Origin of the sequence: Streptomyces microflavus, from assembly GCF_014650075.1 — a bacterium.
In the GTDB taxonomy this organism is placed as follows: domain Bacteria; phylum Actinomycetota; class Actinomycetes; order Streptomycetales; family Streptomycetaceae; genus Streptomyces; species Streptomyces microflavus.
This window is the reverse complement of sequence record NZ_BMUG01000020.1, coordinates 38,073-64,903: the sequence shown is the minus strand read 5'-3', so window position 1 is coordinate 64,903 and position 26,831 is coordinate 38,073. Positions and strand designations below refer to the sequence as shown.

Here is a 26,831-nt window from a genome sequence, read left to right as displayed (position 1 = left end):
GGTGACCCCGGGGGTGGGACCGGTGGCTCCGGGGGCGGCGGGGCCGGTGGCTCCGGGGGTGGCGGGGGCGGGGCCGGTGGCTCCGGGGGCGGGTTCCTGGGGCTCCTCCCACTCCCCCGTGCGCTCCTTCTCCTGGAGGTAGCGCTTGAAGCGGCGGCCGATCACCTCGTGCATCGAGCGGACGTCGTCCTGGCCCTCGAAGCCCTTGATCTGGAAGCGGCGGTACTCGCTCTTACGGGCGAGGCCGTCCTCGAAGACCACCATGGAGGCCACCACGTCGTCCCCCTGGAGGTGGGAGATGTCGTAGCACTCGATGCGCAGCGGAGCCGTGTCCAGGCCGAGTGCCTCCGCGATCTCCTCCAGGGCCCGGGAGCGGGTGGTCAGGTCGGAGGCCCGCTTGGTCTTGTGCAGGCCGAGCGCCTGCTGGGCGTTGCGCTGGACCGTCGCCATGAGGTCCTTCTTGTCGCCGCGCTGCGGGATGCGCAGGCTGACCTGGGAGCCCCGGCGCTCGGCGAGCCACTGGGAGACCGCCTCGGTGTCCTCGGGCAGGGCGGGGACCAGGACCTCCTTGGGGACGGCGTCGCCGCGCTCCTCCCCGTACAGCTGCTGGAGGGCGTGTTCGACGAGGCCGGAGGTGTCGACCGCCTCGACCTTGTCGGTGACCCAGCCGCGCTGGCCGCGGACCCGGCCGCCGCGCACGTGGAAGATCTGGAGGGCGGCCTCCAGCTCGTCCTCGGCGACGGCGATGAGGTCGGCGTCGGTGGCGTCGGCGAGGACGACTGCGCTCTTCTCCATGGCCCGCTTGAGCGCCTCGGCGTCGTCCCGGAGCCGGGCGGCGCGCTCGTACTCCATCTCCTCGGCCGCCTGCATCATGTCCTTCTCCAGGCGGCGGATGTAGGTGCCCGTACGCCCGGCCATGAAGTCGCAGAAGTCCTCGGCCAGCTCCCGGTGTTCCTCGGGGGTGACCCGGCCGACGCAGGGGGCCGAGCACTTGTCGATGTAGCCCAGCAGGCACGGGCGGCCGGTGCGGGCGGCGTTCTTGAAGACCCCGGCGGAGCAGGTGCGGACGGGGAAGACGCGGAGCATCAGGTCGACCGTCTCGCGGATCGCCCAGGCGTGCCCGTACGGACCGAAGTAGCGCACGCCCTTCTTCTTGGCGCCGCGCATCACCTGGACGCGGGGGAACTCCTCGTTCAGCGTGACGGCGAGGTAGGGATAGCTCTTGTCGTCCCGGTACTTGACGTTGAACCGGGGGTCGAACTCCTTGATCCAGGTGTACTCCAGCTGGAGCGCCTCGACCTCGGTGGAGACGACCGTCCACTCGACGGATGCGGCGGTCGTGACCATCGTGCGCGTACGCGGGTGGAGATTGGCCAGGTCCTGGAAGTAGTTGGCCACGCGCTGGCGGAGGTTCTTGGCCTTCCCGACGTAGATCACCCGGCGGTGCTCGTCGCGGAACTTGTAGACCCCCGGGGAGTCGGGGATCTGCCCCGGGCTGGGGCGGTAGCTGGAGGGGTCTGCCATGTCTCACACCCTACTTGCGGGGTGTGACACCGCGTCGTCCTCAGGGTGACCGGTGCGCTCCGGGGTGCCGGGCCCCGGAGCGCGGCCCCACGGACGGTCGCTCCGGGGCGTGCGGGCCCCGGAGCGCTCCGCTCAGGCGTCCGGCGCGGGGTTCCGCCGGGTCCGGAACCGGTGGCGTACGGCGGTGGCGCCGCCGAGGGCCAGGGCGAGCAGGGCCCCGGCTCCGGCCATCGTGGAGACGGTGGTCAGGGCGGTGTCCGGGGTGCCCGTGCCCGCCGCGTCGGCGAGTACGGGGCCGGGTGCGGGCGCCGGGGCGGGGCCCTCAGCGGCGGAGGCCGCCCCGGGGCCGTAACCCCCCGCCTTGCCGGACTTCGCATATCCGGAACCGGGCAGCTTGTCGCCGTACGCCTCCTTCACCCGCGCCCGGTAGGCGTTCAGGCTGGTGCCCTTCGCACCCACGGCCGCCGTGGCGTCCTCGTCCAGCGGGAGCACCCGGGAGGCGTCGTGGACGTACCAGGCGTCGATCTGCGGTTCGCGGAACACCGTGCCGCCGGGGAGCGCGCGGGCCCCCCGGGCGGTGTAGCGGGCCTCGTCGTCGCCGGTGGCGATGTTCACCACCTGCCACTTCCCGCTGCTGCCCGAGCCGGGGACGGTCCACAGGGAGGCCTTCTGGCCGTCGGAGGAGACGGCGGTGGCGGCGAGGTAGTCCAGGGTGCTCGGTGCGGCCCCCGCCCTCCCGGCGACGAACTCCGCGGAGAGCGAGCGCACCGGGACGGTCTTCGCCTCGATGCGCGGTGCGGCCGCCGTACGCGCCACCGCTCCCTCCCTCGCGAAGAACCGGGACAGGGTGTCCAGGGTCGCCGGTGCGGAGGCCGCCTCGTGGGCGGCTTCGAGGGTGGCGGCGGTCAGTTTCGGCGGTGCGGCGGGCCCCTCGTCGGCGGTGGCCGGGGGCGCGGCGGTGAACAGGGCGGTGGCGGTGAGTGCGGTGGCGACGGCGAGGCGCCGGCTGGTCGCGGTCATGTCCTCACGCCCCGATCCGGTAGAGCGAGTGGGTCCAGGAGAACTGGTTGTTGTTCACGTACCAGGAGTGCGAGGCCCAGTTGTAGCGGTCGCTGGAGGGCCACGGGTCGCCCCAGTAGACCCAGCTGTTGGCGTCGTCGTAGCCGTAGATGACGTGCATGTGCCCGCCGCCGGACGACCACTGGATGCGGGTCTCGATGGGCCGCTGGGCCGCTATCTCGGTCTGGACGGTCGGGTAGCGCAGCCAGCCGGTGACGTAGCTGCCGGGGCGGACGCCGGTCCAGGACAGCCCGGTCTGGACGTTGCCGAGGGTGGCCTGCGAGTTGGGGCACTCGGAGTTCTGGGAGCGGTTGAAGGAGGCGTTGCAGAACTGGTTCTGGGAGTAGTTGCGGCCGAACCAGGCGGCGATGGTGTTGCCGCCGGCCGCCCAGCACCAGTTGGTCTTCTGCTGGGCCTGCATGGTGATGTTGAGGCGCTGGGCGGCGGCGACGGCCTGGGACGCGGGCTCCGCTGCCGTGGCAGTGGCGGTGGCCGCGGGGACGGCGAGGAGGGCGGCGGCCAGAAGGGCTGTGAACGAGAACCTTCGGGGCCGGATTCTTCGGTTGCGCATGGCGTTCCTCCCAAGGCGGGGGGGCGGGGATCGGAGGAGCGCGTCCGGACGCTGATGAGGAGCATCGACCGTTGTCCGGAGCAGGTCAACAGGCTTCAATGCGGAGTGACATCACGGTGTGAACGGCGCGACGCCCCTGTGAACGGCGCAGCCCGGTCACCTGCTCCCCCGCATCCCCCGGGGGCGGTGTCCCCTCTCCCCCACGTGAACGTTCACCGGAGGCCCCTATGCGGCACACCGAGAGAGAACTGGCCCAGGTGCTGCACACCGGCCCCTTCCATCTGGCCCTGCGCACGGCCCTGTCGGTGCGCGGGCTGCCGCTCCACCGGGTGCAGCACCACCTCGCGCACCGGGGCGTCAAGCTCGGGGTGACCAGCCTGAGTTACTGGCAGCAGGGCGTACGCCGGCCCCGCCGCCCCGAGTCGCTGCGGGCCGTCCGCGCTCTGGAGGACGTGCTCGCGCTGCCGGACGACTCGCTGCTGCGGCTACTGCGGGGCGACGGTTCCGGTGGCGACGGGGAGCGCCCGGCGGCACGCTCGTACCGCTCGCTGCTGGAGTCCTCGGGGGCGGTGGAACGGCTGCTGGCGGCGATGGAGTCACCGGTGGACGGCGGGCTGCACACCGTGGACCACCAGGAACGGGTACGGATCGGGGCGCGGCGCGAGCTGGCGGGCCGCACCTCGCTCCATGTCGTACGGGCGCACCGGGACGGGGTCGACCGCTATCTGGCGATCCACCGCGGCGATCCGGGGTGCGACCCGTCGCGGATCTCCGTACGGGCCGGGGAGAACTGCCGGACCGGGCGGGTGCGCTGGGACGGGGAGGCGGGGGTGCTGGTGGCGGAACTGCTCTTCGACACCCGGCTGCGGTCGGGCGAGACGTACCTCTTCGGCTACGGCTTCGAGGACGGTACGGGCGGGGCGAGCGGCGAGTACGTGCGCGGCTTCACCTTCGGCGGCGGGCAGTACGTGCTCCAGGTCGGCTTCGACGAGGCCGCGCTGCCGGTCCGGTGCCGCCGCTTCGAGCAGGCCTCGGCCGGGGCGGCGCGCGGCGCCCGCAGGGACCTCACGCTCACCGGCCGCCACCGGACGGTCCATGTGGTGGAGGAGGGGGTGCGGCCGGGGCTCGTCGGCATCGACTGGGACTGGGACTGACCCCGGCGTCGCGTGGTGGGGTCAGGCGCCCGGGCCGGCGACGAGCTTTCCGCCCTCGGCGGTGACCGGGACGGCGGGCAGGGGGACGGTGGCGGGGCCCTGGACGACCTTGCCGGTGGTCGTGTCGAAGCGGCTGCCGTGGCAGGCGCAGTGGCCCTCGGTGCCCTCGACCTTGGTCAGGACGCAGCCGCCGTGGGTGCACTGGGCGCTGAACGCCTTGTACTCGCCCTTCGCCGGGCAGCTGACGACCAGGCGCTGCTCGCGGTAGAGCTTGGCGCCGCCGACGGGCACCTCGGAGGCGGCACCCAGGTCGACGGGGGCGGTGGGGGTGGGCTGCTTGGCGTGACCGAGCTTGGATTCGGTCGAGCAGGCGGCCGCGCCCAGCCCGGCGGCACCGGCGAGCGCGGCGCCCTTCAGCACGGTACGGCGGGCGGCGGGCAGGCCGGGCATGCGGACTCCACGGATCGTTGTTCGGGGTGGGGCAGGCGTCGCCGGGCAGGCGGGGAAGCGGTGAAAGCCGTTCGCCGCCGGTGACGGAACCGACGATACCGGCGGGGAACGGACGGCCTGCGGCCGGGCCGGTCGCGACGGTGGCCCCCTCCCGGGCGGGAGGGGGCCACCGTCGTCGGCTCACGCCTTGCGGGCGCGCGTCGCCTTCTTCGCGGTGGCCTTGGTGGCCGTCGCCTTCTTGGCCGCCGTGGCCTTGGTGGCGGCCGTCTTCGTGGCCGTCGCCTTCTTGGCCGCTACGGTCTTCTTCGCCGGGGCCGTCTTCCGGGCGGCGGCCTTACGGGCCGTCCCCCGTCCCGACGGCACTGCCGCCTCGCTGATCCGGTCGGCGTCCAGGATCCCCTGGAGGAACTTCCCGGTGTGGCTGGCGGGGACCGAGGCGACCTGCTCCGGGGTGCCCTCGGCGACGACCAGACCGCCGCCGTTGCCGCCCTCGGGGCCCATGTCGATGACCCAGTCGGCGGTCTTGATGACATCCAGGTTGTGCTCGATGACGATCACCGAGTTGCCCTTGTCGACCAGGCCGGAGAGGACCGTGATCAGCTTGCTGATGTCCTCGAAGTGGAGACCGGTGGTCGGCTCGTCCAGGACGTAGACCGTACGGCCGGTGGAGCGCTTCTGGAGCTCGCTCGCCAGCTTGACGCGCTGCGCCTCACCGCCGGAGAGGGTCGGTGCGGACTGCCCGAGCCGCACATAGCCGAGGCCGACCTCGTTGAGCGTACGGAGGTGGCGGGCGATCGTCGGGACGGCCTCGAAGAACTCCAGGCCCTCCTCGATCGGCATGTCCAGCACCTCGGCGATGGACTTGCCCTTGTAGTGGACCTCCAGGGTCTCCCGGTTGTAGCGCGCACCGTGGCAGACCTCGCACGGGACGTACACATCGGGCAGGAAGTTCATCTCGATCTTGATCGTGCCGTCGCCGGAGCAGTTCTCGCAGCGGCCGCCCTTGACGTTGAAGGAGAAGCGGCCCGGCAGATAGCCGCGCACCTTCGCCTCCATCGTCTCGGCGAAGAGCCTGCGGACGTGGTCGAAGACTCCGGTGTACGTCGCCGGGTTGGACCGGGGCGTCCGGCCGATCGGCGACTGGTCGACGTGGACCACCTTGTCGACGAGGTCGTCGCCGTCGACCCGGGTGTGGCGGCCGGGGACCGACTTGGCGCCGTTCAGCTCGCGGGCCAGGTGGGTGTAGAGGATGTCGTTGACCAGGGTCGACTTCCCGGACCCGGAGACGCCGGTGACGGCGGTGAGGACGCCGAGCGGGAAGGAGACGTCGATGTCGTGGAGGTTGTTCTCCCGTGCACCGTGCACCGTGAGGCTGCGGGCCGGGTCGACCGGGCGGCGGATGTCCGGCGTCGGGATGGACCGCTTGCCGGACAGGTACTGGCCGGTGATCGACTCCTTGTTGGCCAGCAGCTCCTTGAGCGAGCCGGAGTGGACGACCTTGCCGCCGTGCTCACCGGCGCCGGGACCGATGTCGACGACCCAGTCGGCGACCTTGATGGTGTCCTCGTCGTGCTCGACGACGATGAGCGTGTTGCCCATGTCGCGGAGCCGGACAAGGGTCTCGATCAGGCGGTGGTTGTCGCGCTGGTGCAGGCCGATGGACGGCTCGTCCAGGACGTACAGCACGCCGACCAGGCCGGAGCCGATCTGGGTGGCGAGCCGGATGCGCTGGGCCTCGCCGCCGGAGAGGGTGCCGGCCGCGCGGTTCAGCGAGAGGTAGTCCAGGCCGACGTCGACCAGGAACTTCAGCCGCTCGTTGACCTCCTTGAGGACCCGCTCGGCGATCTTCTTGTCCCGGGCGTTCAGCTTGAGGCGGCCGAGGAACTCGGCGCACTCGCTGATCGACATCGCGGCGACCTCGGCGATGGACTTCTCCATCACCGTCACCGCCAGCACGATCGGCTTGAGCCGGGTGCCCTCACAGGTGGGGCAGGGCACCTCGCGCATGTAGCCCTCGAAGCGCTCCCGGCTGGAGTCGCTCTCGGCCTCGGTGTGGCGCCGCTTGACGAACTGGACGGCGCCTTCGAAGGCGGGGGTCGTGTAGGCGCGCTCGCGCCCGTAACGGTTGCGGTAGCGGACCTCGGTCTGGATCTTGTGGCCGTACAGCAGGGCCTTCTTGGCCCGCTGCGGCAGTCCGGCCCAGGGGATGTCCGTGCGGAAGCCGAGCGCTTCGGAGAGCGCGCCGATCAGCCGGCCGAAGTACTCCTTGGTGTGGCCGTGCGACCAGGGGTGGATCGCCCCCTCGTCGAGCGACTTCTCCTCGTCCGGAACGATCAGCTCCGGGTCGACCTCCATGCGCGTACCGATGCCCGTGCAGTCGGGGCAGGCGCCGAAGGGCGAGTTGAAGGAGAAGGAGCGCGGCTCCAGCTCCTCGAAGGAGAGGTCGTCGTACGCGCAGTAGAGGTGCTCCGAATACATCCGCTCGCGCTCGGGGTCGTCCTCGGGGAGGTCGACGAAGTCGAGCACGACCATGCCGCCGGAGAGGCCCAGCGCGGTCTCGACCGAGTCGGTGAGCCGGCGCTTGGCGCTGTCCTTGACGGTGAGGCGGTCGATGACCACCTCGATGGTGTGCTTCTCCTGCTTCTTGAGCGTGGGCGGCTCGGAGAGCTGGATGGTGGTGCCGTCGACCCTGGCCCGGCTGTATCCCTTGGTCTGGAGATCGGCGAAGAGGTCGACGAACTCGCCCTTGCGCTCGCGCACCAGCGGCGAGAGCACCTGGAAGCGGCTGCCCTCGGGCAGGCCGAGGACCTTGTCCACGATGGCCTGCGGCGACTGGCGGGCGATGGGGCGGCCGCACTCGGGACAGTGCGGCTTGCCGATCCGGGCGAAGAGCAGCCGGAGGTAGTCGTAGACCTCCGTGATGGTGCCGACCGTCGAGCGCGGGTTGCGCGAGGTCGACTTCTGGTCGATGGAGACGGCAGGGGAGAGACCCTCGATGAAATCGACGTCCGGCTTGTCCATCTGGCCGAGGAACTGCCGGGCGTACGAGGAGAGGGACTCCACATAGCGCCGCTGGCCCTCGGCGAAGATCGTGTCGAACGCGAGGGACGACTTGCCCGACCCGGAGAGCCCGGTGAAGACGATGAGGGAGTCACGGGGGAGATCGAGCGAGACGTTCTTCAGGTTGTGCTCGCGCGCGCCACGGACGATGAGACGGTCGGCCACGCCGGTCCGCACCTTTCTAGAGAGAAGCGGGGGAACTGAGCCCCCGGTCCAGGTTATGGGGGGCGCCACAGCGATGTGGGAAGGTCTGTCTCCTCCGAGCGTATAGCACGCACATTCGATTTACGGTCGTGCTCGGACTCCTTCACCCGAATGAGTGGCGGAGCTAGGCTCGGCCGCATGATTGATCATGCGCACGACCTGGGAGCTGTACGCGAAGCGACCGATCGGCTGCTCAGCGAAGCGGGTAAGTGGGACAACGCCGCCCTCGCCGAGCCGTCACGGCTGCCCGGATGGAGTCGGGGCCATGTTCTGGCCCACCTGTCACGTAACGCCGACGCGCTCGGAAATGTTCTCCGGGGTCTCCCGATGTACGCGAGCAGCGAAACCCGGGACGCCGACATCGCCACCGGCGCCCCGCGCCCCCTGGCCGAGCAGCTGGCCGACTTCGAGGCGAGCGCGGGCCGCTTCGACGCGGTGGCGGCCGAACCGGCCGACTGGTCCCGTACGGTCACCCTGCGCAACGGCGTGACGGACTCCGCGTCCCGGGTCCCGTTCCGCCGGTTGATCGAGCTGGAGATCCACCACGTCGACCTGGACGTCGGCTACGAGCTGGAGGACCTGCCGGAGGGGTTCACGGAGCGGGAGATCGTCTTCCTCACCGACCGCTTCACCGGCCACCCGGAGGTCCCCGCCACCACCCTGACCGACGAGGCCGGCCGCACCTGGACCACGGGCGGCGGGTCGGACGGCGCCCCGGTGTCGGTGCGGGGTACGGCGGCCGGTCTGCTGGGCTGGCTCGCCGGCCGCCGTGACGGCTCCGCCCTGACGGTGACCGGGGGCGGACTGCCCGCCCTGCCGCCTCTGTAGCGGCCGCTCGGACTCCGTCCCCGCCCCGGCGGGGACGGATTAGGGTGAGCCGCATGACGTACAGCGGAGCGGTGAAGGTCGGCGGACCGGCGAGCGTGCACGAACTGACGGATCTGATGATCTCGAAGGCCGCCGTCGGCGGAATGAACAACAACGCCTATCTGCTGCGCTGCCGGGCCACCGGCGAGCAGCTCCTGATCGACGCGGCGGCCGAGCCCGCGACCCTGCTCACGCTGATCGGCGACGACTCCATCGCGTCCGTCGTCACCACCCACCGGCACGGCGACCACTGGCAGGCGCTGGCCGAGGTGGTGGCGGCCACCGGCGCCCGTACGTACGCGGGCCGGTACGACGCGGAGGGCATCCCGGTCCCCACGGACGTGCTCGTGGAGGACGGCGACATCATCACCGTGGGCCGGGTCGAGCTGACCGCCCGCCATCTGACCGGCCACACGCCGGGCTCGATCGCCCTGGTCTACGACGACCCGCACGGGGCCCCGCACCTCTTCACGGGGGACTGCCTCTTCCCCGGTGGGATCGGCAATACGCACAAGGACCCCGAGGCGTTCGCGAGCCTGCTGCACGATGTCGAGACGAAGCTGTTCGACCGGCTGCCGGACGAGACCTGGGTCTACCCGGGCCACGGCAACGACACGACGCTCGGCGACGAGCGCCCGCAGCTGCCCGAGTGGCGTGCGCGGGGCTGGTAGCCCCGGGCCGGCCCGCCTCCCGTAAACGGACAGCGGCCGGGGTGGACGGCTTGTGCCGTTCCGCCCCGGCCGCTGCCGGTGGGTCCCTGTGCCGCGCTCGGCGGCCCGGGATCAGCTGCTGACGCTCTCGGTCTCCTCGTCGGCCGCGTCGACGCTCTTGGCCTTCGCGGCCGCCTCGGCCTCGGCCGCCTCCTGCTTCTTGTTGGCGATCAGGCTGGTGATCGTGGTGATCACCAGGACGCCGCAGATGACGGTGAGCGAGAACGGGATGGAGATCTCGGGCACGTGCACCCCGGACTCGTGCAGGGCGTGCAGCACCAGCTTCACGCCGATGAAGCCGAGGATCACCGACAGGCCGTAGCTGAGGTGGACCAGCTTCTTCAGCAGACCGCCGATGAGGAAGTACAGCTGGCGCAGGCCCATCAGCGCGAACGCGTTGGCCGTGAAGACGATGTACGGGTCCTGGGTCAGGCCGAAGATCGCCGGGATCGAGTCCAGTGCGAACAGCACATCGGTCATACCGATGGCGAGCATGACCACCATCAGCGGGGTCAGGATGCGCTTGCCGTTCTTCTGGATGAAGAGCTTCGTGCCGTGGTACTGGTCGGCGACGCCGAAGCGCTGCTCGATCTTCTTGAGGAGACGGTTCTCCTCGAACTCCTCGTCCTCCTCGTCGGCCCGCGCCTCCTGGATGAGCTTCCAGGCGGTGTAGATCAGGAACGCGCCGAAGATGTAGAACACCCACGAGAAGTTCGCGATCACGGCGGCACCGGCGGCGATGAAGATCGCCCGGAGCACCAGGGCGATCAGCACACCGATGAGCAGCACCCGCTGCTGGAGGTGCGAGGGCACCGAGAACTTCGCCATGATCAGGACGAAGACGAAGAGGTTGTCGACGCTCAGCGACTTCTCGGTGATGAATCCGGCGAAGAACTCACCGGAGGCCTGGCTCTCGCCGAAGACCATGAGGCCGAGTCCGAAGAGGATGGCCAGGGCGATCCAGACGACCGTCCAGATCCCGGCTTCCTTGGTCGACACGTCATGGGGCTTGCGCCCGATGAAGAAGTCGACGGCGATCAGGGCTGACAGACCAAAGATGGTCAGAGCCCAAAGGGTCCATGAAACGTCCACTGCGCCTCCGGCAGTTCGCTACGGCTACTGATCAGCGTCGTCGCTGCCGGAGGTCTCTTCCACCCTGGCACACGGGATGCGTGCCGGGCCGACGCCCCGGGACCGGTCACGGTCCGTACTGACGGGAACGTCGCGTAAGGAGTACTCCCCTCCGTGCACCGAACAGTACAGGTACACCAAGGATAGGTAAAGAAAACGGTAAAGAGATCGTAAAAACAGCAGGTGGGGGCCGTTGGTACGGTCAGTGGCCGGCGGCTCTGCGAGCGGCTGTGACCGCCGCGAGGACCTGCTCCAGGACGCGGCTGCCCGGTGGTGTCGCCGGCGGCTCGTATGTCCACGCGTGACCGACCCAGGGGTCGGCGAGGTGGTTGTCGGCGACCGGGGTGATCCGCAGCAGCGAACGCCACAGCGGGTCGAGCACCGGCCCGTACGCACTCGCGTCCTCCCGGTCCGCGACCATCAGCAGATGCACGCCGACCGAGGGACCCTCGTCCGCGAGGTAGCGGAGCTGGGTGACGGCCCGGTCGTCGAAGCCGTGCGGGAAGTCGTTGACCACCAGGAGCTGCTCGCCGGTGTCCAGGTCGGGCGGGAGCGCGTCGGCCGCACCGGCCCGCACCGCCATCTGCACCAGGTCCACGCGCCGGGTGAGATGGGCGAGGACCGAGGCCACTCCCCCGGGCCCGGCGGCGGGCGGCCCGGCGAGGACGCCCGCGTCGACCAGCGGCGCCAGCGACCCGGCCGCAGAACCCGCCGGGTCGATGACATGGACCGAGAACTCACCGGGCGGGTAGACCGCGAGCAGCCGGGCGGCGTGCAGGACCGCGGTCTCCATCGCGAGGCGGCGGAGCCGGTCGGTGTCCATGTGGGCAGCGGCCTCGGAGGCCGTACGCCCGCTGTCCACCCATATCCCCCGCTCCAGCGGCAGCCGGACGAGCAGCGGGATGCGCAGGTCGGTGCGCTCGGGCAGATGGAGGTCACCGATGCGCAGGGCCATCGGCAGCTCCATCGGGATGCGGTGGGCGTGCCAGACGGGGTTGTCCCAGCCGGCGTACGCGGCGGGGAGCGCGGGCTCGACGACGGCCGCCTCGGCGGCCAGCTGGGCGAGGTCGCGGTCGAGGACCTCACGGGCCCGGGCGATCAGCTCGTCGCGCTTGGCGCGGGCCTCCTCGCGGGCGCGGTCGCCCGTACCGCCGATCCGGTTGCGCGGGTCGGACAGGGACCGGTCGAGCTCCTGGCCCATCCGGGACTCGGCGAAGTCCACGGCGCTGCGGTAGGCCGCGGCGGCCCGTGCCAGGTCCTCGAACATGCCCCAGATCTGGTTGTAGAGCCGCTCGTCCATCGACCAGCCGGTCGCGTCCCCGGCGACCGGCTGCGGGGCCTGTCCGGGCTCGGCGGGAGGTGCGGCTGGCGGGGGCGGCGGCGGGGCGGCGTGCTGCCGGCGCGGGTGCGCGTAGTTGATGGGGCCACCGGCCGTGGGGGCGGCGGGGGCCGTGGGGGTGCCGGGGCCGGTGCCGGTCGGCGGGTGCGCGGGCGCGGCGGGCTGGGGCACGGCCGACGGGTGTGCGGGCACCTGGGGCTGGGGCGCGGTGGGAGGGTGCGTTGCCGACTGGGGCGCGGTCGGCTGGTGCACCGTCGGGGGGTGTGCTGTCGGCTGGGGCTGGGGCGCGGTCTCAGGGTGCGGGTCCGACGGTCCGGAGGCGTGCCGTACGCGGTCGCCTTCGGGGGTGCGGGGCGGCGGTGGGGCCACCGAGCGGGCCAGGGACCGGGCGACCGCCTCCTGGATGGACGCGGCGAGCTCGGCCGCCCCGGCCAGGCCCTGGTCGGCGAGCATCTCGGCCAGCCCGGCCGCGTACCCCTGTCCGACGGCCCGGACCTTCCAGGCGCCCTGGCGGCGGTAGAGCTCCAGGGCGCTGACCGCCGACTCGGCGTCCAGGCCGGTCAGCGTGAAGGTGGCGATCTCGGTGCCGTCGAGCCCGGTGACGGCGACGAACGGCGCGGCGGTGGCGCCGAACCGGGTCGGCCCGCCGACGCCCGTCGGCAGGGCGAGCAGCACGGTGACCCGGTGCACCTCGTCGGGCAGGGCCTCCAGGTCGACGGCGAGCCGGTGACCGGCCGCGGCCTGGCGGGAGACCTCCAGGCCGGGGAGCCGGTGGGCGCCGGGGTGGGCGATCCACTCGACGCCGCGCACCGTGCCGTTCTCGTCGCCGAGGGTGGCTCCGGCCACGACGGGTGAGCCCGCCGACACCCGGATCTCCAGACGGGTCTGGGGCAAGGTGTGGTTCTGCCCCCGGACCAGTTCGGCCGTCATTGCGCTGTCCCCCTCGACGATGTGTGCTGCGCCGGGCCCCGCGCGGTGCAGCTCCCGGTGGCTAATGCCTCCGGGAGCTGCACGTGCCGGTGCCGGCCTCTGATCCGGTCCGGTCCGCCTACAGGTGGGGCAGGATGGACGGCATCAGGTCCTGGAAGGTGCGGCCGTTGGCCGGGTTTCCGAGGGCGGTCATCTGCCATCCGCTGCCCGCACGGTGCACCTTCGCCATGATCTGCGCGGTGTACTGGCCGCCGCCGTCCAGCGTGTACCGGGCGAGCTCCTGGCCGTTGGTCTCGTCGACGATGCGGCAGAAGGCGTGCCGGACCTCCTGGAACGTCTGTCCGGTGAAGGAGTTCACCGTGAAGACGATCTGGTCGATGTGGACCGGGACGCGCTGGAGGTCGACGAGGATCGCCTCGTCGTCGCCGCCGGAGCCGGCGCCGCCGACGAGGTTGTCACCGGTGTGCTTGACCGAGCCGTCGTCGCTGACGAGGTGACGGAAGAACACGACGTCGACCGGCTGCTTGTCGGCGAAGAGCACCGCCGAGGCGTCGAGGTCGATCTCCCGGGTGCGCGAGCCGAACAGACCGCGGCGCGGAGCCGCCTGCCAGCCGAGCCCCATCCGTACCGCGGTCAGGGTCCCCCCGTCGCTCTTCTGCAGGCTGATGGCCTGACCCTTGGTCATATTGACCGTCACGCGCTGTCCCCTCTCGGCATTGCCCCGCAACCATCCGTGTGCGGTTTTCCCGCACCCTACGCATTCCCCCCGGGACGGCAGCAGGTTCGGTCCGTTTTTGTGTCGGTCTTGCAACACACCGGGGGCGGTGGCCCCCGGTGCGGTCCTCGTCGGGCGCCGCCCGTCGCGTCAGGCGAGGCCCGCCTCCTTCATCTGGCGCAGCTCCTTCTTCAACTCGCCCACCTCGTCGCGCAGCCGGGCGGCCACCTCGAACTGCAGGTCGGCGGCGGCGGCCCGCATCCGGTCGGTCATCTCCTCGATGATCCCGGCCAGTTCGGTGGCGGGGCGGTCGCTGACGACGGCACCGGCCGACGCGCCCCGGCCCTTCGCACCGCCCTTGGCCGTCTTGGCGCCGAGCGTCGGCACCGGGGTCCTGGCCTCCTTGCCCTGGCGGTAGCCACTGCCGAGGAGCTGCTCGGTGTCGATCTCCTCGCGGGCGATGGTCGCGACGATGTCGTTGATCTTCTTGCGCAGCGGCTGCGGGTCCAGGCCGCGCTCGGTGTTGTAGGCGATCTGCTTCTCGCGGCGGCGGTTCGTCTCGTCGATGGCCTGCGCCATCGCCGGGGTGATCTTGTCCGCGTACATATGGACCTGGCCGGACACGTTACGGGCGGCGCGTCCGATGGTCTGGATGAGGGAGGTACCGGAGCGGAGGAAGCCCTGCTTGTCGGCGTCGAGGATGGCCACGAGGGACACCTCGGGGAGGTCGAGGCCCTCACGCAGCAGGTTGATGCCGACCAGGACGTCGTACTCGCCGGAGCGCAGCTCGCGCAGCAGCTCGATGCGGCGCAGGGTGTCGACGTCGCTGTGCAGATACCTGACCTGGATGCCGAGCTCCAGGAAGTAGTCGGTGAGGTCCTCCGACATCTTCTTGGTGAGGGTGGTGACCAGGACCCGCTCGTCGCGCTCGGTGCGCTTGCGGATCTCGTGCACCAGGTCGTCGATCTGGCCCTCGGTGGGCTTGACGACGATCTCGGGGTCGACCAGGCCGGTGGGGCGGATGATCTGCTCGACGAAGCCGTCGCCGCGTGAGAGCTCGTACTTCCCCGGGGTGGCGGAGAGGTAGACCGTCTGGTCGATCCGCTTCAGGAACTCCTCCCACTTCAGCGGGCGGTTGTCCATGGCGGACGGCAGCCGGAAGCCGTGGTCGACGAGCGTCCGCTTGCGGGAGGCGTCGCCCTCGTACATCGCGCCGATCTGCGGGACCGTGACGTGCGATTCGTCGAGGACGAGCAGGAAGTCCTCGGGGAAGTAGTCGAGGAGGGTGTTGGGGGCGGTGCCGGGGGCGCGCTCGTCGAAGTGCATCGAGTAGTTCTCGACGCCGGAGCAGCTGCCGATCTGGTGGAGCATCTCGATGTCGTACGTCGTGCGCATCCGCAGCCGCTGGGCCTCCAGCATCTTGCCCTGCTTCTCCAGCTCGGCCAGCCGCTCCTGGAGCTCCTCCTCGATGCCCCGGACGGCCTTCTGCAACCGCTCGGGTCCGGCCACGTAATGGCTGGCGGGGAAGACGTGCAGCGACCGGTCCTCGCTGATGACCTCGCCGGTCAGCGGGTGCAGGGTGGAGAGCGCCTCGATCTCGTCACCGAACATCTCGATGCGGACGGCGAGCTCCTCGTAGACCGGGAAGATCTCGATGGTGTCGCCGCGGACCCGGAAGGTGCCGCGGGTGAACGCGACGTCGTTGCGCGTGTACTGCATCTCCACGAACCGGCGCAGCAACTGGTCCCGGTCGACCTCCTCGCCGACCTTGAGCTGGACCATGCGGTCCACGTACTCCTGGGGCGTGCCGAGGCCGTAGATGCAGGAGACGGAGGCGACCACGATGACGTCGCGCCGGGTGAGCAGCGAATTCGTCGCCGAGTGGCGCAGCCGCTCGACCTCCTCGTTGATCGAGGAGTCCTTCTCGATGTAGGTGTCCGACTGGGGGACGTACGCTTCGGGCTGGTAGTAGTCGTAGTACGAGACGAAGTACTCCACCGCGTTGTTCGGCAGGAGCTCGCGGAACTCGTTGGCCAGCTGGGCGGCGAGCGTCTTGTTCGGCGCCATCACCAGGGTGGGGCGCTGCAGCTTCTCGATCATCCAGGCGGTGGTCGCCGACTTGCCGGTGCCGGTCGCGCCGAGCAGGACGACATCCTTCTCACCTGCGCGGATGCGCCGCTCCAGCTCGGCGATGGCCGCCGGCTGGTCGCCGCTGGGCTGGTAGGGACTGACGACCTCGAAGGGCGCCACCGAACGTTCGATCTTGGAAACGGGCCGCATGCATCCACCGTACGGCCCCCCACTGACAACGGCCTCGGATCGGTGTCACCGGACGTGGGAGGTGGGGCCGGGCGCGGCGGGGTGCAGCTGCACCCCGAGCGCGGCCATGCCGGTGTAGTGCATCCCGGTCACCGCGGCGGCCATCATGACGGCCGCCCCCAGGCCGGAGAGGAAGGCGCGGGAGGACAGGGCGAACCGGAGCGCGGCCGTGGCGGCGGCCGCGGCGATCAGGACCGAGAGGACGACGAGAGGTGTCTCGTACGTGAAGTGCCCCGGAAAGCGGATGCCCGCCATACCCAGGTAGTGGGTGGAGGCGATACCGAGGCCGGTGAGGGTGCCGCCCGTGATCAACGCCATGCGGGTCGCGCCCCGGTACCCGACAATGAAGAGGCCGACACCGGCCATCACGACGGCCACGACCAGGCCGGCGAGGATGTGGGGCTTGTCGTGGGAGAGCGGTGCCTCCACGACGGTGAAGCCCGTCATCGCGACGAAATGCATGGCCCAGATGCCGGAGCCGATGGACAGCGCACCCAGTGCCAGCCGGCCGGTCCTGAAGGAGCGTGCCGTGCGGGGAGACCTGATGGTGAAGCGGAGTCCGAGAGCGGCCCCCAGACAGGCCACCAGGAAAGCCAGGACCGGGATCACCGGGCCATGGGTGAATCCGTCAACCGTTCCCTGCACGCCGGCACACCCTTCGAGAAAGCCCGGGTTCGAGGGGGATCCCCCAGGGTCCGACAGGCATATGTAAGGAACACATTTTATCGGCACGGGACCGTGCTCCCGGCCCCCCGGTGTGTATCCCGGGCCACTCCGGTGGCGCGGATTCCGTTCATTCCGCGGCCATCGCCGCCCCGCCCGGCGTTGGTGGGCCGCTGCCAGTCTCGTCGTGTCCGCACACTCCGATACGAGGAGTCCACGTGTTCGTACGCACCGCTACCGCCTCCACCGCCGCCGCGGCCGTACTCGGCGCCGGCGCCCTGCTGCTGCCCGCCGCCCAGCCGCAGGAGACGGCCGCCCGTACCCCGGACCGGCAGACGAGCCCCGTCGTCGTGGCCCACCGGGGCGCGTCGGGCTACGCACCGGAGAACACGCTCGCCGCCGTGGACGCCGCGAAGGCGCTCTCCGTCGACTGGGTGGAGAACGACGTCCAGCGCACCAAGGACGGCGTGCTGGTCGTGCTGCACGACACCGACCTGAAGCGCACGACGGACGTCGAGGAGGTCTTCCCCGACCGTGCGCCGTGGGCCGTCAAGGACTTCACCGCCGCGGAGGTGGCGAAGCTGGACGCGGGCAGCTGGTTCGGGAAGCAGTTCGCCGGAGCCCGCGTGCCGACGCTCACCCAGTTCGTGAACCGCCTGGAGCGCAACCGGCAGAAGCTCCTTCTGGAGATCAAGAGCCCGACGACCTACCCGGGCATCGAGCGGGACATCCTGCGCGTGCTGCGCAAGGAGGGGTGGCTGGACCGCGCGCACGTACGGGACCGGCTGGTCATCCAGAGCTTCGGCGCCGCCGTCATCAAGGAGGTGCACGCACTGCGGCCCGACATCATCACCGGCTTCCTGGGCACGCCGGCGGTGGCAGACCTCCCTTCGTACGCGGCGTTCGCCGACCAGATCAACCCCTCGTACGCGACGATCGGCGCCGAGTACGTGGCGGCCGTGCAGCGGCTCAAGGGCCCGCACGGCAAGCGGCTGAGGGTGAACACCTGGACGGTCAACGACGCGGCGAAAGCGGTGAAGGCCCGCGCGTACGGCGTCGACGGCATCATCACCAACTATCCCGACGTGGTGCGGGACGCCACGCGCTGACGCGGTGGGGTGAGGGGCGGCGGAGCAGGGGACGGGGCCGTTGTCAGTGGCCGGTCGTACGGTGGGCGGCATGAACAACTACGGGCTCGGTGGCGAGCCGACCGTCGAGTGGTCCGTCGTGGAGAGCGGTATCGGGCCACTACTGCTCGCCGCGACCTCCGCCGGTCTGGTGAGCGTGGCCTTCCATGCCCGCCCCGACGTCCGGGACGCGGCGCTCGCACAGCTGCGGACCCGGCTCGGCGCGGAGCCGGTGGAGGCGCCCGGCTCGGCCCGGCTGGCCGAGCCGATACGCAGGCTCGCGGCGTACTTCGCGGGTGAGCGGCAGGACTTCGGCCTTGAGCTGGACTGGTCGCTGACGGCCGGGTTCCACCGCGAGGTGCTCCGCGAGCTGGCATCCGGGGTGCCGTACGGGACGGTCGTCGGGTACGGGGAGCTGGCCGCGCGGGTCGGCCGGCCGGAGGGGGCACAGGCGGTGGGGGCCGCGATGGGGGCCAACCCCCTGCCGGTGGTGGTGCCCTGCCACCGGGTGGTGGAGAGCGACGGCGGCCTCGGGGGGTTCGGGGGCGGACTGGAGACGAAGCGGCAGCTGCTGGCGCTGGAGGGAGTGCTTCCGCAGCCGCTGTTCTAGGGGGCGTCCGGAGCGGGCTGTTCGGGGCGGCATCCGGAGCGGCTGTTCCGCGGACGTCCGGAACGGCTGTTCCGCGGACGTCCGGAACGGCTGTTTCCGGGACACCCGAAGCGGGCTGTTCCAGCCGACGCCCGGAGCCGCTGTTCCGGGCGGCATCCGGAGCGCCTCGTGCGATTCCCGGACGCTTCGGCGGCCGGTTCACCCGTTCGGGTGCGTCACGCCGTTCGCCTGATGGCACACTTCGCCGGTGACGCCACCCCTCCCCCGCTCCGCCGTCCCGCCGGTCACGGCCGCCGGGCTGCCCGCCCTCCAGCGCCGGACATCGGCCGTGCTCGTCGTCAGCCAGATACTCGGCGGCCTCGGTGTGGCCATCGGCATCGCCCTGGCTCCGATGCTGGCCACCGAGGTGACCGGTTCCGAGGCCCTGTCCGGTCTGGCCCCCACCGCTTCCGTCGCCGGTACGGCGCTGCTGTCGCTGCCGCTGGCTGCCCTGATGACCTCGCGCGGCCGCCGCCCCGGTCTGGTGCTCGCCTATCTGATCGGTGCGCTCGGCGGCGCTCTGGTGGTCCTCGGCACGGTGGTGCGCAGCTTCCCGTTGCTGCTGCTCGGGATGGCCGCGTTCGGCGCCGGGTCCTCCGCCAACCTCCAGGCCCGGTTCGCGGCGGCCGACCTGGTCGGGCCGGAGCGGCGGGGCCGGGCGATCTCGACCGTCATCTGGGCCACCACCATCGGCTCGGTGGTGGGCCCCAACATCGCGGCCCCGGCGGGCCGGGTGTTCCGCGGTACGCCGGTGCCGGAGAGCGCGGGCCCCTACCTCTGGTCGGCCGCCGCCTTCCTGCTCGCCGGAGTGGTCGTGGCCGTACTCCTGCGGCCGGACCCGCTGCTCACGGCCCGGGCCCTGGCCCCGCAGAGCCCCCAGGGCGAGCGGAAGAGGTCCCTGCGCGCCGGGGTCGCCGCCGTCCGGGAGTCGCCGATGGCCAAGCTGGCCCTGGTGGCCGTCACCGTGTCGCACACCGCGATGGTGTCGATCATGGTCATGACCCCGGTCCATCTGGGCGGGCACGGTGCGGATCTCCAGCTGATCGGGCTGGTCATCAGCGGGCACATCGCGGGCATGTACGCGTTCTCCCCGGTGATGGGGTGGCTGGCCGACCGGTTCGGGCGGCTCTCCGTGATCGGCCTGGCGGTCGGTCTGCTGAGCACCGCCGCGCTGCTCGCGGGCACCGCCGGGCCCCGGCACGGCCAGACCGCCCTGGGCCTGTTCGTCCTCGGCCTCGGCTGGTCGGCGGGGATGATCGCCGGTTCGGCGCTGCTCACCGACTCCGTACCGCAGGAGGCCCGGGCAGCCGTGCAGGGTCTGTCGGACCTGACCATGAACGCGGCGGCGGGCATCGGCGGAGCGAGCGCCGGGGTGATCGTCGCCCAGTGGGGGTACGGCCCACTGAACGCGATCGGTGCCGCTCTGCTGCTGCCGGTGGCCGCGCTCGCCCTGCGCCGGAGCCTGCGGCCTTCCGCCGCCGGAGCCTGAACCCCCAGGCCTCAGAGGCCTCAGAGGCTGATGTGGTACGCCTTGCGGAGCGTCTCGTGGACCGTCCAGGTGGTCCGGTCGCCCTCGCGCAGTACGCAGGCGTCGCCCGGCCCGATCTCCAGCGTCGCGCCGCCCTCGACCGCCACGGTCGCCCGACCGCTGACGACCACGAACAGCTCGTTCGCCTCGGTGTCGGTGACCACTCCCGGAGTGATCTGCCAGATCCCGCGCACCTGTGTGCCGTCGGCGGACTCCCACAGCACCTTGCCCGTCACCACGGGCTCGCCCGAGACGATCTGTGCCGGGTCCAAGGGCTCCGGTTCGAGCTCGGCGTCCGGGATGTGCACGGCGAAGGAGGCGGGGGCCTGGTCATTTGTCGTCATGGGCGGTCACCCTAGCGACCACTTCCGGCCGACCCGTCACCAGGACCGGCCGGAACCCGTCCCCCCGTGGTTTGCGGCCCTCCTGCCCGCGACAGGGATGGGGGCATGCCACAGAACACCGACACCTCCTACGAGCCGGTCCTCTCCGCCGAGGTACGCGCGGCCCTGGCCGGCGGGCTGCCCGTCGTGGCCCTGGAGTCGACGATCATCGCGCACGGGCTGCCGCGTCCCCGCAACCTCCGGGTCGCCGTCGAACTGGAAGGGATCGTCCGGTCCGCCGGTGCGGTCCCGGCCACCATCGCGGTCCTGGACGGGCAGGCCCATGTGGGCCTGGAGAAGGACCAGTTGGAGCGGGTGGCCGGGGATCCGGCGGTCCGGAAGCTGGGCCACCGCGATCTCGCCCCCGCCCTCGCACTCGGGGCGAGCGGAGCGACGACGGTCTCCGCGACCGCGTTCCTGGCAGCGCGGGCGGGCCTGCGCTTCTTCGCCACCGGCGGGCTCGGGGGCGTACACCGGGAGTGGGCGGACAGCCAGGACGAATCGGCCGATCTGCGGCTCCTCGCCCGTACCGGGATCACGGTGGTCTGCGCGGGTGTGAAGTCGATCCTCGACGTCCCGGCGACGCTCCAGCGCCTGGAGACCCTGGGGGTGGGCATCCTCGGTTACGGCACCGGCCACTTCCCGGGCTTCTATCTGAGCAGCTCCGGGCAGCCGGTCGACTGGACCGTGCACAGCCCCGAGGAGGTGGTGGAGGTGGTCCGGGCGAAGGAGGCGCTGGGCGGCCCGGCGGCAGCGCTGATCGTCGCCAACCCCGTACCGGAAGCGGACCAGTTGGATCCCGCGCTGCACGACCGGGTGCTCTCGGAGGCGCTCGACGCGTGCCGGGAGCGCGGGATCACCGGGCAGGGCGTCACCCCGTTCCTGCTGGACCAGCTGATGCGGCGGACCGAGGGCGCGTCGCTGGAGGCGAACCTGGCGGCGGTACGGGGGAACGTGCGGCTCGCGGCCCGGATCGCCGCAGCGGCGGCCGTACGGTGACCGACGCCGAGCAGGCGGCGGGGAGCGGGCTCCTCGTGGTGGGGGACGTGGTCACCGATGTCGTGGCCCTCCACGGCTCCCCGCTCACCCACGGCACGGACACCCCGGCCCGGATCCGGAGCGTGCCGGGCGGCGCGGGGGCCAACGTCGCCTGCTGGGCGGTGCGTTCGGGGTGCCGGGAGGTGGCGCTGCTGGCCAGGGCGGGGGCGGAGTCCGCCGACTGGCACCGGGACGCGCTGGAGCGGGCGGGGGTGCGGGCGCTGCTGGCGGTGGACGAGGAGGTGGCGACCGCGACCGTCATCTCCCTGGTGGACGCCACCGCCGAGCGGACGTTCCTCACCGACAGCGGGGCCGTGCTGCGGCTCGCCACCGAGGACTTCGCGCCCTCCATGCTCGACGGCATGGGGTGGCTGCACCTCTCCGGCTATCTCCTGTTCGCCGCGACGAGCCGCGCCACGGCACGGCTCGCCCTGCGTACGGCCCGGGAGCGGGGCGTTCCGGTGAGCGTGGATCCGGCGTCGGCCGGGTTCCTGGCGGAGCTGGGCCCGAAGCGGTTCCTGGAGTTCGCCGAGGGGGCCGAGCTGCTGCTGCCGAACGCGGACGAGGCGCGGCTGCTGACGGGGCTGCCCGAACCGGCGGAAGCCGCAGCCGAGTTGAGCCGGGTCTTCCCCCGGGTCGTCGTCACCCTGGGCGAGGGGGGTGCGGTGGTGGCCGCCGGGGGTGTGGTGACGGGGCGGGTCGGCGCCCGGCCGGTCCGCGACCCGGTCGACTCGACGGGCGCGGGTGACGCGTTCACCGGCGGGTTCCTCGCGGCCCTGCTGGCCGGGGCGGACGACCGGGCCGCCGCGGCGGAGGGCTGCCGGGCCGGGGCCGAGGCGGTGGCGACGGTGGGCGGACGCCCGCGCACATAAGGCCGCCCGCTTGGAGACCGCCCACCTGACACCCACCCACGTAGAACGAGGCCCTAAAGGCCACCCAGCCCCGACCACGCCGGGTGGAGCGGGTCGTCCGCGCGCACGACCACGTCCGCCGCGTCGGCGGGCGCCACCTCGTCCTCGTACCGGGCGAAAGCAGGCAGCGTCCACCGCTCCGCCTCCGCCGTGCGCCGCCGCAACGCCCCCGGCGAGAGCCGCACATGGACGCTCAGCGCGAACGGGAACCAGCGGCCGAGCAGCAGCGGCCCGTGCAGGATCACCACGCCGCCCTCCGGCAGCGGGTGGTACGGCGTACGGGTGGCCCGGTCGGTCACCGGGTCCCACAGGGCGGGCAGCACGCGCCCGGATCCGCCCGCCTCCAGCGGCCCGAACACCTCGCGCCAGAGCGCCCCCGTGTCGAACCAGCCGTCGGCGTACGAGTCCGGGTCCTCCTTGCCGTACTCGAAGCGCAGGCTCGCCGGGCGCAGAAAGCCCTCGGTTGAGAGCACGAGCACCGACCGGCCGCGCAGCCTCAGCTCATCGGCGACGCGTTCGGCCAGGTCACCGGTGCGGGCGGCCGGGGCGCCGTCGATGCCGAGGGTGAGCCAGGGGGCTCCGTCGGCGGCGGTCAGGCCGTCGCTGTGCCGGGCCAGCTCGCCGGCCAGGCGTTCCCAGGTGATCGCTTCGAGTCGCACGCCTCCATCATCGTCCATCCCGATGGACGCGCCCCCCGCGTCACTCGCCCCGCAGTTCGGCGGCGAGCGGACCGTCCCCCGACACCTCGATCCGGCCGTCCTTGACCGCCTCCGCGAGGGTGACGCCGCCGCGCCCGAGCTCCAGGCACAGTTCGGCGTCGAGGGTGATGCGGGCGTCGGCCCGGGGCGCCGGGCCGAACCCGTACGGCTCGCCGTCGGCCCCGGCCACCGGCGCTCCCCCTCCCGTACGGACGTGGAACTCGCCCTCGTCCAGCCGGACTTCGAGGACGCCCTCGTGGGTGAGCCCGGCCAGTGCGCGCAGCAGCGGCAGCGCGAACCAGTGGGCGCGTACGGCGTCGGTGGGGCGGCGTTCGGTGAGTGCGGGGGCTCCCCACTCGGCGAGGGCGGCCAGGACGGGGAGCAGGCCGTGGCCGCGCTCGGTCAGTTCGTAGACCGATGCGGGGGCCGGGGGCGGGAGCTTGCGGCGTACGGCGAGGCCGCCCTGTTCCATGTCCTTGAGGCGGGAGGCCAGGACGTCGGTGGAGACGCCCGGCAGGTCGGCGTGGAGGTCGGTGTAGCGGCGGGGTCCGGCCAGCAGTTCGCGGACGATCAGCAGTGTCCACCGGTCGCCGACGGAATCGAGGGCGCGGGCGGTGGCGCAGAACTGGTCGTAGCTCCGGCGTCTGACGGGGCGTGGGGCGGCGGGCTGCTGACGTGGCATGCGACGCAGTCTAAACATGTTGTTGGACTTTCCAAGCTCAAGCTTGGTAAAACCAAGTATCGCAGTTCGGCTCGGGGAGGCACCGCATGGAGTTCCGGCAGTCCAGCAAGCTCAACGAGGTCTGTTACGAGATCCGGGGCCCGGTCATCGAGCACGCCAACGCCCTGGAGGAGGCGGGCCACAGCGTGCTCCGGCTCAACACGGGCAACCCGGCGCTCTTCGGCTTCGAGGCGCCGGAGGAGATCGTCCAGGACATGATCCGGATGCTGCCCCAGGCCCACGGGTACACCGATTCGCGCGGCATCCTCTCCGCGCGGCGGGCGGTGGCGCAGCGCTACCAGGCCATGGGGCTCACCGAGGTCGGCGTGGACGACATCTTCCTCGGCAACGGGGTCTCCGAGCTGATCTCCATGGCCGTGCAGGCGCTGCTGGAGGACGGCGACGAGGTGCTGATCCCGGCCCCGGACTTCCCGCTCTGGACGGCCGTCACCACGCTCGCGGGCGGCAAGGCCGTGCACTACATCTGCGACGAGGAATCCGACTGGAACCCGGACCTCGCCGACATGGCGTCGAAGATCACCGACCGGACCAGGGCCGTCGTGATCATCAACCCGAACAACCCCACCGGGGCGGTCTATCCGCGCGAGATCCTCGAAGGCATTCTCGACCTGGCCCGCAGGCACGGGCTGATGGTCTTCGCCGACGAGATCTACGACCAGATCCTGTACGACGGAGCCGAGCACCACAGCGCCGCCGTCCTCGCCCCGGACCTGGTCTGCCTCACCTTCAGCGGGCTCTCGAAGACGTACCGGGTGGCCGGGTTCCGCTCCGGCTGGCTGGTGGTGTCCGGCCCGCAGCAGCACGCCCGCAACTATCTGGAGGGCCTCACCATGCTGGCCTCCATGCGGCTGTGCCCCAACGCCCCCGCGCAGTACGCCATTCAGGCCGCGCTCGGCGGGCGGCAGTCCATCCGGGAGCTGGTGGCGCCGGGCGGCAGGCTGCACGAGCAGCGGGACCGGGCCTGGGAGCGGCTGAACGAGATCCCCGGGGTCTCGTGCGTGAAGCCGAAGGGCGCGCTGTACGCGTTCCCGCGCATCGATCCGAAGGTGCACCCGATCGTCGACGACGAGAAGTTCGTGCTGGACCTGCTGCTGCGGGAGAAGATCCAGGTGGTGCAGGGCACCGGCTTCAGCTGGCCGCGCCCGGACCACTTCCGCATCCTGACCCTCCCGTACGCCGACGACCTCGACGCGGCGATCAGCCGCATCGGCCGCTTCCTGAACGGATACCGCCAGTGACCTGTGCCCTCTGCTCCGTCCCCGTCCACACCCAGTTCGCCTCGGCCGAGCTGGTGGGGGCGATCGTGGAGGGCGGGCTCGACCCGGCCGAGGATCCGGGCTGGGCGGAGTCGGGGGCGGGTTCGCGCGAGGAGTACGCGCGCTGGGCAGGTCATCTGTGCGGTATGACCTGCCTGCGCATGGCGCTCGGCGCCGACGCCCCCTCGCTGTTCGAACTGCGGGACGGGGCACTGAAGTACGGGGCGTACACGGAGGACGGGGACGGGACGATCCGGGGCCTGGTCTACGCGCCCTTCGCGGAGTACGTCGGCGAGGTGTACGGGCGTGAGGCCACGGTCCACCGGCACCTGGAGGTGGACGGAATCCCCGCGCTGCTGGACGCGGGCCGGACCGTGCTCGCCTCCGTCCACTACGGGATCCGGCATCCGGAGCGGCCGGCTCCGGGACGGGGCGGTCATCTGGTGCTGGTGACCGCGCGGACGGCCGACGGCTCGGGCCTCCACTTCCACAACCCGTCGGGGACGGATGCCGGGACGCGGACGGCCGTGCTGCCGGTGGCGGAGTTCGAGCGGTTCTTCGCGGGGCGGGGCGTGTCGCTGGCGTGAGGCGCCCGCCCTCGGAACCGGAACCCCCGGAAACGGGAGCGGGCCCGGAACCTCAGGAAACGGGAGCGGGCCCGGAGGCGTAGCCGGCCTCCGGGCCCTGAGTGTGCCGCCCATCGGGCACGCCGGCACGTTTAAGGGTCCGGGTCAGTCATGATGTCGTCGCGTCCTGCCTTTGGACCACCGCAGATCGAAGCTCTGCGGGCCGGACTTGAACCGGCATCTCGACGCGCGCGGGCCCGGGCCCGTTCGATCCGGCGATCGGCGGCGAATGCTGAGTCTGGAGCAATAGTCTGAGATTGACGGCGGTCTGCCTCTGCCTGTTTGGGCTACTCCGGCCCGTGCCGGAGGGAGGAGTCGAACCTCCACTGGAACCGCGCCTTCACGACAAGCCTCAGTTTCAGCTTGCGCTCCTCGCGCACCCCGGCGGCCTTGACCGGCTGCCGGGGAATCCATGGTCGGTCACCCGAAGAGGTAACCGAATACCGCATCACCCACCCGCTGGTCGGTGACGTCCGCGCCGTTGGCCTCCTCGCGGGCGAACTTCACGGCCTGCTGGAGCTTCTCGATCCGGTCCAGCAGCTCGTTGACGCGCCGCGCGGGCAGCGCCCCGGAGAACTTCACCGTCGTCCAGTACCCGATCGGGATGTCCTCGTAGTACACCTCGACCTGCGCCGGGTGCTTCTCGGTGGCCTCCGCCTTCACATGGTTGCGGGGCACCTTCTTCGTACGGAGCGTCCGGACCGGCTCGGTCTTCCAGGAGTCCGTCGACGGGTCCTGGACCCAGGACTCGGCGGCATCCAGCACCGGCAGCTTGCGGATGAAGGTGTTGAGGTCGGTCAGCTGCTTCTCCAGGAAGAGCAGATACGACACCGGCACCTCGCTCACCAGCACCCGGCCGTCGACCTTCACATCGGCCCTGGCCGAGCAGTTCGCCCAGTCCTTCGTGGCCGTCACATCGAAGAGCCGGGTGAGTGTGGCGGCGGTGGACCGCAGCACGTCCTCGGCCTTGACCTGGACCAGCGTCGACTCGGGCGGAAGCTGTTCGCCCTCCTCGTCCTTGGGCTGGTAGGTCCGGGAGATCCCGGCCAGCAGTCCGGCCTTCTGCAGGCCGTGGTGTGCTGCCGTCAGGTCCTGGTGCGCCTTGGACTTGACGCCCTTCTCCACTGCGATGATCTGATTGAGTTTCGCCACGTCGAGGACGCTAACAGCGCCAACT

At 71.5% G+C, this 26,831-nt stretch carries 24 protein-coding genes; 10 read left to right on the top strand and 14 right to left on the bottom strand.

Going from position 1 to position 26,831, the window contains the following annotated elements; genetic code table 11:
* The 3 genes from uvrC to IE264_RS36715 all read right to left on the bottom strand — a co-directional run.
* Nucleotides 1–1,524 (bottom strand): excinuclease ABC subunit UvrC (gene uvrC, locus IE264_RS36725; protein ID WP_229887967.1); only part of this gene is annotated, 1,524 nt, incomplete at its 3' end.
* A gap of 132 nt (nt 1,525–1,656) precedes the next feature.
* Entirely contained in the window at nt 1,657–2,544 is an 888-nt protein-coding gene (locus tag IE264_RS36720) for a hypothetical protein (protein ID WP_032756620.1), read from the bottom strand.
* A gap of 4 nt (nt 2,545–2,548) precedes the next feature.
* Nucleotides 2,549–3,154: a papain-like cysteine protease family protein gene (locus tag IE264_RS36715; RefSeq protein WP_015607855.1), complete on the bottom strand. Its 606-nt coding sequence runs from the start codon at nt 3,152–3,154 to the stop codon at nt 2,549–2,551.
* Nucleotides 3,155–3,381: 227 nt separating this feature from the next.
* Between IE264_RS36715 and IE264_RS36710 the strand changes: the two genes are divergently transcribed.
* Nucleotides 3,382–4,308, top strand: coding sequence for a hypothetical protein (locus IE264_RS36710; RefSeq protein WP_015607856.1), 927 nt, complete (start codon nt 3,382–3,384; stop codon nt 4,306–4,308).
* Nucleotides 4,309–4,329: 21 nt separating this feature from the next.
* On the opposite strand, the gene IE264_RS36705 is transcribed toward IE264_RS36710, so the two are convergent.
* Nucleotides 4,330–4,758, bottom strand: coding sequence for a Rieske (2Fe-2S) protein (locus IE264_RS36705; protein WP_031125601.1), 429 nt, complete (start codon nt 4,756–4,758; stop codon nt 4,330–4,332).
* A gap of 180 nt (nt 4,759–4,938) precedes the next feature.
* Nucleotides 4,939–7,983 carry an excinuclease ABC subunit UvrA gene (gene uvrA, locus IE264_RS36700; RefSeq protein ID WP_032756619.1) on the bottom strand — a complete coding sequence of 1,015 codons (3,045 nt, stop codon included), beginning with the start codon at nt 7,981–7,983 and terminating at the stop codon, nt 4,939–4,941.
* Nucleotides 7,984–8,160: 177 nt separating this feature from the next.
* Here uvrA and IE264_RS36695 point away from each other — a divergent pair, with 177 nt between their 5' ends.
* Nucleotides 8,161–8,850, top strand: coding sequence for a maleylpyruvate isomerase family mycothiol-dependent enzyme (locus IE264_RS36695; RefSeq protein WP_032756617.1), 690 nt, complete (start codon nt 8,161–8,163; stop codon nt 8,848–8,850).
* A gap of 53 nt (nt 8,851–8,903) precedes the next feature.
* Complete coding sequence (locus IE264_RS36690; RefSeq protein ID WP_015607860.1) at nt 8,904–9,560, top strand: MBL fold metallo-hydrolase; 657 nt, start codon at nt 8,904–8,906, stop codon at nt 9,558–9,560.
* A 111-nt stretch (nt 9,561–9,671) separates the two neighbouring features.
* Here the strand turns inward: IE264_RS36690 and IE264_RS36685 are convergent, their stop codons facing one another.
* The 5 genes from IE264_RS36685 to IE264_RS36665 form a co-directional block, all read right to left on the bottom strand.
* Entirely contained in the window at nt 9,672–10,691 is a 1,020-nt protein-coding gene (locus IE264_RS36685) for a TerC family protein (protein ID WP_015607861.1), read from the bottom strand.
* Nucleotides 10,692–10,932: 241 nt separating this feature from the next.
* Nucleotides 10,933–12,999, bottom strand: coding sequence for a TerD family protein (locus tag IE264_RS36680; protein ID WP_032756615.1), 2,067 nt, complete (start codon nt 12,997–12,999; stop codon nt 10,933–10,935).
* Between the two features lie 118 nt (nt 13,000–13,117).
* Nucleotides 13,118–13,696, bottom strand: coding sequence for a TerD family protein (locus tag IE264_RS36675; RefSeq protein ID WP_015607863.1), 579 nt, complete (start codon nt 13,694–13,696; stop codon nt 13,118–13,120).
* A gap of 168 nt (nt 13,697–13,864) precedes the next feature.
* A complete protein-coding gene (gene uvrB / locus IE264_RS36670; protein ID WP_015607864.1) occupies nt 13,865–15,994 on the bottom strand; it encodes an excinuclease ABC subunit UvrB in 2,130 nt (709 codons plus the stop codon).
* 45 nt (nt 15,995–16,039) lie between these two features.
* Complete coding sequence (locus IE264_RS36665) at nt 16,040–16,678, bottom strand: MHYT domain-containing protein (protein WP_015607865.1); 639 nt, start codon at nt 16,676–16,678, stop codon at nt 16,040–16,042.
* A 236-nt stretch (nt 16,679–16,914) separates the two neighbouring features.
* Here IE264_RS36665 and IE264_RS36660 point away from each other — a divergent pair, with 236 nt between their 5' ends.
* The 3 genes from IE264_RS36660 to IE264_RS36650 all read left to right on the top strand — a co-directional run bounded on the left by IE264_RS36660 (nt 16,915) and on the right by IE264_RS36650 (nt 19,961).
* Nucleotides 16,915–17,805, top strand: a complete 891-nt coding sequence (locus IE264_RS36660) for a glycerophosphodiester phosphodiesterase family protein (RefSeq protein WP_032756614.1) — start codon at nt 16,915–16,917, stop codon at nt 17,803–17,805.
* A gap of 70 nt (nt 17,806–17,875) precedes the next feature.
* Entirely contained in the window at nt 17,876–18,433 is a 558-nt protein-coding gene (locus tag IE264_RS36655; protein ID WP_032756613.1) for a methylated-DNA--[protein]-cysteine S-methyltransferase, read from the top strand.
* Nucleotides 18,434–18,761: 328 nt separating this feature from the next.
* Nucleotides 18,762–19,961 (top strand): MFS transporter, encoded by a 1,200-nt coding sequence (locus IE264_RS36650; RefSeq protein ID WP_032756747.1) that lies wholly within the window; start codon nt 18,762–18,764, stop codon nt 19,959–19,961.
* A gap of 20 nt (nt 19,962–19,981) precedes the next feature.
* Here the strand turns inward: IE264_RS36650 and IE264_RS36645 are convergent, their stop codons facing one another.
* Nucleotides 19,982–20,344, bottom strand: a complete 363-nt coding sequence (locus IE264_RS36645) for a cupin domain-containing protein (RefSeq protein ID WP_015607869.1) — start codon at nt 20,342–20,344, stop codon at nt 19,982–19,984.
* Between the two features lie 105 nt (nt 20,345–20,449).
* On the opposite strand from IE264_RS36645, the gene IE264_RS36640 reads away from it, so the two are divergent.
* Both IE264_RS36640 and IE264_RS36635 read left to right on the top strand, forming a co-directional pair.
* On the top strand, nt 20,450–21,382 hold the full coding sequence (locus IE264_RS36640; protein WP_032756612.1) for a pseudouridine-5'-phosphate glycosidase: 933 nt from the start codon (nt 20,450–20,452) through the stop codon (nt 21,380–21,382).
* Nucleotides 21,379–22,293 (top strand): carbohydrate kinase family protein, encoded by a 915-nt coding sequence (locus IE264_RS36635; RefSeq protein WP_032756611.1) that lies wholly within the window; start codon nt 21,379–21,381, stop codon nt 22,291–22,293. The genes IE264_RS36640 and IE264_RS36635 overlap by 4 nt, the downstream gene beginning before the upstream one ends.
* Before the next feature lie 53 nt (nt 22,294–22,346).
* Here the strand turns inward: IE264_RS36635 and IE264_RS36630 are convergent, their stop codons facing one another.
* Together IE264_RS36630 and IE264_RS36625 are read right to left on the bottom strand one after the other, a co-directional pair.
* Nucleotides 22,347–22,991: a nucleoside/nucleotide kinase family protein gene (locus IE264_RS36630; RefSeq protein WP_032756610.1), complete on the bottom strand. Its 645-nt coding sequence runs from the start codon at nt 22,989–22,991 to the stop codon at nt 22,347–22,349.
* Between the two features lie 40 nt (nt 22,992–23,031).
* Nucleotides 23,032–23,712, bottom strand: a complete 681-nt coding sequence (locus tag IE264_RS36625; RefSeq protein ID WP_032756609.1) for a winged helix-turn-helix transcriptional regulator — start codon at nt 23,710–23,712, stop codon at nt 23,032–23,034.
* An 86-nt stretch (nt 23,713–23,798) separates the two neighbouring features.
* On the opposite strand from IE264_RS36625, the gene IE264_RS36620 reads away from it, so the two are divergent.
* A complete protein-coding gene (locus tag IE264_RS36620; RefSeq protein ID WP_015607874.1) occupies nt 23,799–25,010 on the top strand; it encodes a pyridoxal phosphate-dependent aminotransferase in 1,212 nt (403 codons plus the stop codon).
* The gene (locus IE264_RS36615) at nt 25,007–25,615 is read left to right on the top strand and encodes a cysteine peptidase family C39 domain-containing protein (RefSeq protein ID WP_032756608.1); all 609 of its coding nucleotides are present in this window, start codon (nt 25,007–25,009) and stop codon (nt 25,613–25,615) included. Before IE264_RS36620 ends, IE264_RS36615 begins: the two co-directional genes overlap by 4 nt.
* A gap of 459 nt (nt 25,616–26,074) precedes the next feature.
* Here IE264_RS36615 and IE264_RS36610 read toward each other — a convergent pair whose 3' ends face one another.
* Nucleotides 26,075–26,806, bottom strand: a complete 732-nt coding sequence (locus IE264_RS36610; RefSeq protein ID WP_032756607.1) for a DUF7873 family protein — start codon at nt 26,804–26,806, stop codon at nt 26,075–26,077.
* Nucleotides 26,807–26,831 lie beyond the last annotated feature (25 nt).

Bases quoted from the DNA above. Each gene is read 5' to 3' on its own strand.
- IE264_RS36720 (WP_032756620.1), bottom strand. From the start codon at position 2,544: ATGACCGCGACCAGCCGGCGCCTCGCCGTCGCCACCGCACTCACCGCC.
- IE264_RS36715 (WP_015607855.1), bottom strand. From the start codon at position 3,154: ATGCGCAACCGAAGAATCCGGCCCCGAAGGTTCTCGTTCACAGCCCTT.
- IE264_RS36710 (WP_015607856.1), top strand. From the start codon at position 3,382: ATGCGGCACACCGAGAGAGAACTGGCCCAGGTGCTGCACACCGGCCCC.
- IE264_RS36705 (WP_031125601.1), bottom strand. From the start codon at position 4,758: ATGCCCGGCCTGCCCGCCGCCCGCCGTACCGTGCTGAAGGGCGCCGCG.
- IE264_RS36695 (WP_032756617.1), top strand. From the start codon at position 8,161: ATGATTGATCATGCGCACGACCTGGGAGCTGTACGCGAAGCGACCGAT.
- IE264_RS36690 (WP_015607860.1), top strand. From the start codon at position 8,904: ATGACGTACAGCGGAGCGGTGAAGGTCGGCGGACCGGCGAGCGTGCAC.
- IE264_RS36680 (WP_032756615.1), bottom strand. From the start codon at position 12,999: ATGACGGCCGAACTGGTCCGGGGGCAGAACCACACCTTGCCCCAGACC.
- uvrB (WP_015607864.1), bottom strand. From the start codon at position 15,994: ATGCGGCCCGTTTCCAAGATCGAACGTTCGGTGGCGCCCTTCGAGGTC.
- IE264_RS36655 (WP_032756613.1), top strand. From the start codon at position 17,876: ATGAACAACTACGGGCTCGGTGGCGAGCCGACCGTCGAGTGGTCCGTC.
- IE264_RS36645 (WP_015607869.1), bottom strand. From the start codon at position 20,344: ATGACGACAAATGACCAGGCCCCCGCCTCCTTCGCCGTGCACATCCCG.
- IE264_RS36640 (WP_032756612.1), top strand. From the start codon at position 20,450: ATGCCACAGAACACCGACACCTCCTACGAGCCGGTCCTCTCCGCCGAG.
- IE264_RS36625 (WP_032756609.1), bottom strand. From the start codon at position 23,712: ATGCCACGTCAGCAGCCCGCCGCCCCACGCCCCGTCAGACGCCGGAGC.
- IE264_RS36620 (WP_015607874.1), top strand. From the start codon at position 23,799: ATGGAGTTCCGGCAGTCCAGCAAGCTCAACGAGGTCTGTTACGAGATC.